Raw genomic sequence first — 9,435 nt, 5'->3', positions numbered from 1 at the left:
ATTGGTGGCGAGCGTTTTTACGAATGGACGGGAAACTTCCACCGCAACAGCGGACTCTTGCTGCAGCGCATTCTCTTCTTGTTCGGTTGCTGAAGTACTGCTGCTGGTAAGCCACAAGGCTGTGACGGCTCCCACCAGGGCTATCGCAAAAATGGTTAGAATGTCTTTTTTGTACATCTTCATAACTGTTTACCCCCGGCCAGTTTTATCGCCATTTCTTTATTTAGTTGTCCTGTTAACACTGCAATATTGAGATTCAGCATTCTGAGCTGCGCGCGCATGGCAAGCAGTTCCGCGCGTACGCTGTTTAATTTTGATTCGGTTGTCAGCAGATCGGTTAATGTGGCTCGCCCTTTGTGATAAGATAAGTTCTCAACGCGATACGTTTCTTCAAGATATTCTATACGTGTTTGGATTGATTGAATTCGTTTCTGTGCTTCATACTGGGCGTTGGTCAGCTTATTCAACTGCTGACGGTATTGCTGACGGGTTTGTTCGAGCATAATTTTCTGTGATTTGGCTTCTTTCCTTTTGACCTGCCTGTTGACTATTTTTTTCCCGGCAACCAGCGGTATACTGAGACGAATGCCTACCATCCATTGATCATCGATCTCCAGATCTCCCCCTGCCCGTAACAGTTCAGCGGCGAATAGGTTGAGCTGAGGCAAAAAAGCGCGGTATGAGGCTTTGGCTTCAAAATCAGCCGCCTGTTTCTGCCTGTGGGCTGCTGAAACGGAAGGGACACTTTCTTCAGGGATCTGATTTGGACTGAACCGGTAGTCATTTTTGAAAGCAAGTGAGGAAATGTCTTCCTGTGACAATTTTTGCTCCATTCCCAAATCATCTGAAAGTTTTTCCAGTACTTCATCAATATTATTGTGTGTAGCAATGATAGCCGTTTCGGCTTCAACAATAGCATCCTCCATCTTTAGCAGGTCTACTTTAGCTACACGTCCTTCGCGATGGAGGGATTCCAATTGTTTTTTATTTGTATTCAGGGCTTCAATTCGTTCTTCCTGCACGATTTTGAGCTCCCTGAGTTGCTGCAGCTGAATAAAAGCCGAAGCGGCTGCTTCAATTGTTTCCATTTTGGCCAATTCATATTGTATGTTTGCCGCATCGGCCAATACTTTTGTTTTCTGACGCATAGCGCGGCTTTCTCCGAAATCAAAGATCTCCCAGTCGGCCTGAATATTGGCTTCATATAGCTGATCGTCGAGGGGAGGAAAGATGCCCTGTTCCCGAATGGGAGTCACAATCTGGGGATATTGTGACCGCGTATACGTCAGGCTGCTGTTTATATTTGGAAGGTAATCTGAAGATAAAAGCCCCCCTGCGGCTTCGGCAGCCTCTTTATCTGCTTCGGCGATTCGGGAATTTGTAGCATGTTCCAACGACCGATCAATTGCCTCGGATAATGAGGTTGGATTGTCTTGAGCTGGTGCCGTGAGGGCAAATCCAAAAGTCATCAAACAACAGAGAATAAAAAGGCGTGCTGGTTTCATTGTTACAGCTTGTTAGTGAGCGTTCACTCACAATATACGTTGAATTTTTTTCTGTATCAATAGCAAAACACCTGATTGTTCAAACGTTCGGATTCAAGGAAGGATCACACCTGCCGCTTGAGCGAGTATAAGAGCACTATCAATCCGTTATCCACCGCAAGCCGCCCCAAAGTATAAGCCAGATCGCCGTTCTGAACGACATCGCTTTTATACTTTCGACTGCAATATTTCCGCCTGTCTGGTAAAGAATCACAATGAATACAAAAGCTGCCAAACTAAGTAGCAATACTGTTTTTGCGGCGGATAAGCCCGAATGGAGATCCCGCCAAATCACATAACCCGCGCCGGCATAAACGAGTCCCATCAATGTGTTAAAAATGAGGAGCGGCAGGAACACCGTATACCCCGGATCTGAATAGCCCATCAGTGTTTGTCCGCCCACGAAAACAGTCACTACCCCAAAAGCTACAGCGGTAACAGCGCTTGCCTGCTGAATGAGGAGGAACAATTTTTTCTTATGCATTGGGACAATCCTGGTTTTATTTGGACTGGAATCCTAACATACAATATTTTAATATAAGATACTCTTAAATATGTTATATTTAGCACCAGCTGTTCAAAGCAGCACCAGAAAGCCATAAGGCCTGGTGTTGTAATCTTGGGAAAGGCCAAACCATACCGCAGGCAGGAGACAATTTGCTGTTTGGCGCCGGCATGCATAAATACCCGGCTGCACCACAGGCCCGGATGGAGTTAAAAACTGTGTTCAAAAGCTGCTTGACAGGATATCGGGCAAAATCATGACCCAAACAAGCCTCCGGTCAATGCCAACTGTCCGGTAAGTGGATACTCCCCTTATCTCTGCACATACAGTGAAATTAGTATTTATTGTTTGGCACCCGATGTTAGTACCGAAACAGGTTGATATTTCTAAAATGGAATACAAAAAATAAAGCGCAAATAAAGTAAATACTGCCGCTTAACTTGCAGACTTGACACTGATCTTGTCATGCGCTTTTATTACTGCCTGAATGGAAAGAAGGAAGTCCATCATTTTTTAAAACAGAATAATATGTCGCTTAACCAACAAAAAAACGTCCGCCGATGGTTATGGACCGGTGCTGTTTTAATCTTTATCATGGTTGTGGTAGGCGGAATTACGCGATTGACGGGTTCCGGTCTCTCCATGTCAGACTGGAGTCTGATAATGGGCGCATGGCCCCCGATGAGCGAAGCTGAATGGATGTCTGTCTTTGAGCGGTATAAGGAGTTTCCGCAGTATCAGCAGATTAACGCGGGGATGTCTCTGAGCGAATTCAAGCAGATTTTTTTCTGGGAGTATATCCACCGGTTGCTGGGACGTATTATCGGGATCGTTTTTCTTGTTCCCTTTATATTCTTCTGGGTGCGCGGTTATTTCGATTCCACCATGCTGCGCCGGGCGTGGATTTTGTTCGCTTTAGGTGCGCTGCAGGGGGCGATGGGCTGGATTATGGTTAAAAGCGGTTTGGTTGACGTGCCCTATGTAAGTCATTACCGCCTGGCTCTTCACCTGTCGCTGGCTATGATCCTGTTTGGGTTTTGTATCTGGTACGCCCTGGATCTTTATGATTCAGGTCCCCCGGGAAAAAGCAACGAACTGGCTGCCCTGAAACGGTGGTCCCTGGCACTGCTTGTTCTTTTTATTGCACAGGTGGTTTGGGGGGCATTTACGGCGGGACTTGATGCGGGGTATATATACAATACCTTTCCAACCATGAATGGAGACTGGCTTCCCCGGGGCGCGTGGGCTCTGAAACCGGCGGTGTTAAATCTGGTCGAAAATCCCGGTACCGTTCAGTGGGTGCACCGAATTCTGGGAACGCTACTTGCCGTAGCCACAGCCATCTTTTGGTGGAAACATCGCAAAGCTGATCTCAGTCCAATAATCGAACAAAAAGCCCGAATGCTGCTCGGTATGGTTTTGACGCAGTACGTGCTTGGCATTTTAACGGTGATAACCCATGTGGAGATTATAGCAGGAGTTATCCACCAGGCCGGGGCGCTGATGGTGCTGTTTTTCTGGATCTGGTACCATCATGATCTGAAAACAAAATGGATTAAAGCCTGATACTGTTCTTTTCTTTGGCCAGGGCCTATATCCCTGAATACTGCATGCGCTTAACCCGTAAATCATTATTTTAAAAATACGGCCGGGTGAACCCGTCATGCCAGCCGGCCCGTGTTTCTACTTGTCAATGGGTTCAAGCCGGGCCGAAAAGTGCCGCAACACCGCAGGACCAGACACTATTTTATATCCCCCGAGCTGCTCGCGCTGCCTGAAAGCCGATATAATTACCTCGGCCAGATAATCGACATGGCTTTGGGTATAAACCCTGCGGGGGAAAGCCAGGCGGACCAGCTCCATGGCGGCCGGCTTTTCGCTCCCGTCGGGCTGTCGCCCGAACATAACGGTTCCGATTTCCACCCCGCGTACACCTCCCAGCAGGTAAAGCGCATTGTTGAACGACCAGGCGGGATATCGCTCGGGCGGAATATGAGGCAAAATCTTTTTGGCGTCCAGGTAGACTGCGTGTCCCCCGGTGGGTTGCACAATCGGAATTCCCGCACCGGAAAGCTTGTCGCCCAGGTAGGCAATGGAGCGGATGCGGTAACGCAGGTAGTCGCTGTCGAGTGCCTCATAGAGTCCCTGTGCCACGGCTTCCATATCATATCCCGCCATCCCCCCATAGGTGGGAAATCCCTCGGTCAGAATCTCCAGGTTCCGGCACTCCGAGGCCAGTTCATCGCTGTTCAGTGCCAGGAATCCCCCTATATTGGCCATCCCGTCCTTTTTGGCACTCATGGTACATCCGTCGGCGTAACTAAACATTTTGCGCGCGATATCGACAGGCTTTTCCCCGGAGAACCCTTCTTCGCGCGTTTTGATAAACCAGGCGTTTTCGGCAAACCGGCAGGCATCAATGAAAAAAGGAATGTCATGTTTCCGGGCTATCTCAGAAACCGACCTGATGTTGTCCATGCTTACCGGCTGACCGCCTCCCGAATTATTGGTTACCGTAATCATAATCACGGGAATATTGTCGGCTCCTGCCTCTTGAATGGTTCTCTCCAGTTTTTCCAGGTCCATATTTCCCTTAAACGGATGCCGGCTTTCGGATTGACGGCCTTCAGCTATCACCAGATCCCGCGCTTCGGCGCCGGCGTGTTCCACGTGAGCCCGGGTCGTATCGAAGTGCGTATTGCTGGGAATGACGTCCCCTTCCCGGGCAATAGTGGTAAAAAATATATTTTCGGCGGCCCGTCCCTGGTGCGTGGGGATGAGGTGCTTGAATCCGGTTATGTCCCGTACGGCCGATTCCAGTTTGTAAAAGGAGGATGAACCGGCGTAGGATTCATCGCTGGCGATCATGCCCGCCCACTGTTTGGAAGACATAGCGCCCGTGCCGCTGTCCGTGAGCAGGTCAATAAGGACATCATCCGCTTTGAGCAGGAAGGGGTTGTACCCGGCCTCCTTAAGCAGCCGCTCCCGCTCTTCCATAGAGGTAAACCGGACCGGCTCAACCGACCGGATGCGGAAGGGTTCAATAATCGTATCGGATTCAAATTCTTTTAGCTTCATAGAATAGTTATCCTTTTATGGGGCGGCTATCATTTTGATGGTAATGTTCTACCTTGTGTTCATCCGTTCGGAAAATAAGGTTACTGTTCAATAATGTACAAGAAATTTGCCCAGTCATAATCAGCATGATTTTTTATGTGCCTTTGCAAAACCGTCTCACCTTGAACCTCGTTCAGGGTCTGCTGCAAGAGATAGCGCTAATAGCTTCTCAGGAACCATGGCAGCGGGCGCTGGTACCCCGGTTGTGGACAGCAGTGAGGTACCACGGTTTTCAAAAGCTTTTTCAAGCGATATTGGAAATTTTTTAGTATAAAAGAGTATTTTATCTTAATATTACTCTTTAGATATAACATCAGGTTTTAGTGACTGTCAATGACATCAAAACAAAACAGATGGGCCCGGCCGCTTCTTTATACCGTTTCCGGCTTTCTATTATTTGAGATTATAACAGGTCTTTCCATTTACCTGTTGCCTTTCAGCGTAACCAACCAGTTAATGGTACTCATGCATACCATAGTTGGATTATTGTTCCTGTTTCCCTACCTGTGGTATCAATACCAGCATTGGCTGGAATATAAAGACCGTCCTGTTAACGAATTCGTAATTATGGGATATGTAGCGATGGCCGCTACAACAGTAGCCATCATATCGGGTTCGTTTTTGACGTACGAAGCAATATTCACATCAAGTATCACAGATGTTTGGAAAAAAATACATTTGACCTCTGCCTTTGTACTCGTCGCTTCGGTTATACCTCACGTGGGGTTGATCATCATACGGGATTCAAAAGCGGTAAATAAAAGCGAAACGATCCAAGCAAGGAAGGCAGGTCAAAAGAAATATAGTTTTAACAGTGTTTATTTCCTGTTCTATCAGTTTGCGGTAGTGGGAGTACTGATGTTTGCCTACTCATCTTCCCATTCCGATTCGGTTACAGTGCCCGATGACTATCCGTACCATGAAGGGCTCAAGAGTCCTTTTGCGCCGAGCCTTGCCCGGACAGAAAGCGGAGAGCTTATTGAAGCAGAACTCCTGGGAGGATCTGAATCGTGCGGTACATCAGGTTGCCATTCAGAAATAAAGGAAGAATGGGAGGCCAGTGCTCATCGCTATGCTGCTTCGGACCCCTTTTTCAGGAAAATTCAGGAGAATATGGGCAAACAAAAGGGAGCAGTGGCCAGCCGGTATTGCGCTGGTTGTCACGATCCCATTGGATTATTTGCCGGTTCTGCGAATCTCTTTTCCGATAAACTGACTAATAATATCGGACTTGATGAGGGAATATCCTGCGTATCCTGTCATTCCATGACCGAAGCCGATGTTCAAGGCAATGCAGATTACGCCATTGCTTCGCCTGAGCGGTATATATTTGAACTTAAGGATGGAAAAATGGCTAAGCTTATTAGCGATTTCCTGATAAGGGCCTACCCGGAAAAACATGTAGATAGTTACAGCCGGACATTTTACAAAACGTCTGAGTATTGTGGTTCCTGTCACAAACAATATATAGACGAAGATATTAATAATGTGGGGTGGGTTCAGTTACAGAATCAATATGATCAATGGCGGAAGAGTCACTGGAATGATGAGGAGAACCCATTTGCCACACTGGAATGCAGAGATTGCCACATGCCGCTGACAGCTTCAGAGGATCCGGCGCGTGGGGATGTCCACGATCTTAACAGGACCGCTGATGATAAAAAACACCGAAGTCATCGATTTTTGGGTGGAAATCAATATGTGCCCAAACTACTGGATTTACCAAATGCCGATAAACATGTAGAGCTGATTGAGAAATGGCTTCGGGGAGATTATGAAATTCCGGAAATACAGGACCAGTGGGTTAAGGGCGAGGCTATTCCCATCTCTGTTATAAGTCCCGATAGCATTCAGCTGGGAAAAGAACTGAAAATGGATGTGATCATTACCAATAAAAAAGCGGGCCATGAATTCCCAACAGGTCCGTTGGATATGATGCAGTCATGGATAGAAATAACAGCTGAAGACCAGGATGGCAATATATTATTTTCATCAGGTACACTGGATGAAGATCATGTTATTGAGTCCGGTAGTTTTATATTTAAAGCGGAACCGGTCGATCAATATGGAAATTTAATTGACCGACACAATCTTTGGGAGCTTGTAGGCGTACGATACAGCCGGGCTCTATATCCCGGGAAAACCGATTATGCCCGGTATGCTATCGATATAACGGAAGAAAATACTACAGACATTTATATCACAGCAAAGCTGCAGTATCGAAAATTCAACCAGTTTTTGATGAACGAAGTATTTACAGAAATAGATGATGAAACGGCTCCCGTAACCACCGTTTCCAGCGATACGCATCATGTAAAAGTATCTCGATAAAAAAAGAGCATCATGTTTTCCAAATTAAGCCGGCGTAAAAGAAGAATACTCGGTACTTCCCTACCTATAGCAGTTGTTTCTATCCTTGCGGCTTTCTTTATTTGGCAGCAGCAGGACACCACAAAATATATTCCCGGTGACGAGATAGAAGGACGAACGGCACGACTGGATAGGGAAATTCCAGAAGACGTTCCACAAATTCGTTTTGATAATGTTACGGAACAAAAAGGAATTGAGTTCAACCATTTTTATAAAGAGCGTGGCTCACGAATAACAGAAGATATGGGATCCGGTGTAGCGTGGATTGATTTTAATAATGACGGATATGAAGATCTGTTCGTGGTGAATTTTGCCGGACCGACAGATATGGAGAATGAAGCATTCAATAATTCACCGGCAACTCCTGTACTATATCAAAATAATGGTGACGATTCTTTTACGGATGTAACAGAACAGGCAGGCTTGAAAATTCCAGTATATGGCATGGGTACCGCCTGGGCCGATTATGATAATGATGGATATATTGATTGCCTGGTTACCACATACGGTCAAAACAGGCTCTTCAACAATAATGGGAATAGTACATTCACAGAAGTATCGGCCGAAGCCGGGCTTACGGACAAAAAGGGGTTTTGGTCGGGTGCGGCCTGGGCCGATTATAATGGAGACGGCTTCGTTGATCTCTATATCGGCGGGTATGTATCCTATTTTGAGATTCCGGATGAGGAAGAAATTCGAGCCCTGCAGGAACCGCCTTCGATTAATCCGTCGGTCTTTGATCCCGCCCCTAATTTGTTATACAAGAATAACGGTGACGGAACTTTTTCCGAAGTCTCCGAAGAAGCCGGCGTAGCTAACCCGGAGGGCAAAAGCCTGGCGGTGGCGTGGGTGGACTTGACCAATAATAATTTGCCGGACCTGTATGTGGCGAATGACGTAACAGACAATATGCTTTATCAAAATTTGGGAGACGGCACTTTTATAAATATCAGCTACCAGGCCAAAGTTGCCGATTACAGGGGATCAATGGGGATCGCGATTGGCGACTGGAATGGCGATCAGGATTATGATTTATTCATTACGCACTGGGTTGCCGAAGAAAATGCCTTTTATAACAATACAACCGATTCAAGGGGGACACTCGAATTTCGTGACGAAGCCGACCGATTGGGGATGGGACAGGCATCCACCGATTATGTAGGCTGGGCTACTTCGTTTGTGGATCTGGAAAACGACGGAAGAGAGGATCTTTTCACAGTTAACGGGCACACGATGCAGAAAACGGGCACCCCCCGGGAGATAATACCCATGAAAGATCGGATATTCTGGAACCGTAATAATGAAGAGGGCTTCTATGATATATCCGGTCAGGCGGGAGAGTACTTCCGGGCAGGATGGGTGGGGCGCGGGGGCGCCTACGGTGATTACAATAACGATGGACTTCAGGATCTTTTTATCGTGAATCATAATGCCCCCGCTGTTTTACTGGAAAACCAGACTCCAAGTGAAAACCGATGGCTGCAACTGCGATTGGAAGGCACGGAAAGTAATAAATCTGCCATTGGAACAAAGATAAGACTTACGGTGGATGATGAGGTGCAAATAAGACAGGTTGGAATGCAGCCTTCCTATCTCTCACAAAATACGCTGATACAGCAATTTGGACTTGGAAAAGCGGGTAAGGCCGATACCCTTTTTATCCGGTGGCCGAGCGGAGAAGAGCAGGTATTTACAAATGTGAACTCAAACCAGCGGCTGCATATCCGGGAGGGAGATGCAGAGTTACGAGTTCTAAACTAATTGTTGCTCAGAATGTTAACCCATTATTATATCAGGCGATGATCAAAAAGTCCCATATATTATCCTTTTCTTTGTTGGTACTTTTGTATTTCTCCGTTGGTATTTGGAAGTATATATCACAGGGAGAGTTACAAAAAG

General features: G+C 46.6%; 7 protein-coding genes. 3 read left to right on the top strand and 4 right to left on the bottom strand.

Annotated features, from left to right (window positions below):
• The 3 genes from ACESLU_RS08015 to ACESLU_RS08005 form a co-directional block, all read right to left on the bottom strand.
• On the bottom strand, positions 1-183 hold a 183-nt coding region (locus ACESLU_RS08015), incomplete at its 3' end, for a hypothetical protein (RefSeq protein WP_372637612.1).
• The gene (locus tag ACESLU_RS08010) at positions 180-1,469 is read right to left on the bottom strand and encodes a TolC family protein (RefSeq protein ID WP_372637615.1); all 1,290 of its coding nucleotides are present in this window, start codon (positions 1,467-1,469) and stop codon (positions 180-182) included. The genes ACESLU_RS08010 and ACESLU_RS08015, both read right to left, overlap by 4 nt.
• Positions 1,470-1,644: 175 nt before the next feature.
• Positions 1,645-2,028 carry a hypothetical protein gene (locus tag ACESLU_RS08005; protein ID WP_372637609.1) on the bottom strand — a complete coding sequence of 128 codons (384 nt, stop codon included), beginning with the start codon at positions 2,026-2,028 and terminating at the stop codon, positions 1,645-1,647.
• 549 nt (positions 2,029-2,577) lie between these two features.
• Here ACESLU_RS08005 and ACESLU_RS08000 point away from each other — a divergent pair.
• Positions 2,578-3,615 (top strand): COX15/CtaA family protein, encoded by a 1,038-nt coding sequence (locus tag ACESLU_RS08000; protein WP_372637606.1) that lies wholly within the window; start codon positions 2,578-2,580, stop codon positions 3,613-3,615.
• Positions 3,616-3,732: 117 nt separating this feature from the next.
• Here the strand turns inward: ACESLU_RS08000 and ACESLU_RS07995 are convergent, their stop codons facing one another.
• Positions 3,733-5,127 carry a tryptophanase gene (locus tag ACESLU_RS07995; RefSeq protein ID WP_372637604.1) on the bottom strand — a complete coding sequence of 465 codons (1,395 nt, stop codon included), beginning with the start codon at positions 5,125-5,127 and terminating at the stop codon, positions 3,733-3,735.
• Between the two features lie 504 nt (positions 5,128-5,631).
• Here ACESLU_RS07995 and ACESLU_RS07990 point away from each other — a divergent pair.
• Positions 5,632-7,497, top strand: coding sequence for a multiheme c-type cytochrome (locus tag ACESLU_RS07990; RefSeq protein ID WP_372637601.1), 1,866 nt, complete (start codon positions 5,632-5,634; stop codon positions 7,495-7,497).
• A 12-nt stretch (positions 7,498-7,509) separates the two neighbouring features.
• Positions 7,510-9,297, top strand: coding sequence for a CRTAC1 family protein (locus tag ACESLU_RS07985; RefSeq protein ID WP_372637598.1), 1,788 nt, complete (start codon positions 7,510-7,512; stop codon positions 9,295-9,297).
• Positions 9,298-9,435: the final 138 nt, after the last annotated feature.

Origin of the sequence: Fodinibius sp. (genome assembly GCF_041642155.1) — a bacterium.
In the GTDB taxonomy this organism is placed as follows: domain Bacteria; phylum Bacteroidota; class Rhodothermia; order Balneolales; family Balneolaceae; genus Fodinibius.
Note: the sequence above shows the minus strand (reverse complement) of the source record. Positions and strands in the feature narration are given on the sequence as shown.

What these genes read in the sequence shown, in the direction of transcription:
- ACESLU_RS08010 (WP_372637615.1), bottom strand. Translation starts at nt 1,469, where the DNA reads ATGACTTTTGGATTTGCCCTCACGGCACCAGCTCAAGACAATCCAACC.
- ACESLU_RS08005 (WP_372637609.1), bottom strand. Translation starts at nt 2,028, where the DNA reads ATGCATAAGAAAAAATTGTTCCTCCTCATTCAGCAGGCAAGCGCTGTT.
- ACESLU_RS08000 (WP_372637606.1), top strand. Translation starts at nt 2,578, where the DNA reads ATGTCGCTTAACCAACAAAAAAACGTCCGCCGATGGTTATGGACCGGT.
- ACESLU_RS07995 (WP_372637604.1), bottom strand. Translation starts at nt 5,127, where the DNA reads ATGAAGCTAAAAGAATTTGAATCCGATACGATTATTGAACCCTTCCGC.
- ACESLU_RS07990 (WP_372637601.1), top strand. Translation starts at nt 5,632, where the DNA reads ATGCATACCATAGTTGGATTATTGTTCCTGTTTCCCTACCTGTGGTAT.
- ACESLU_RS07985 (WP_372637598.1), top strand. Translation starts at nt 7,510, where the DNA reads ATGTTTTCCAAATTAAGCCGGCGTAAAAGAAGAATACTCGGTACTTCC.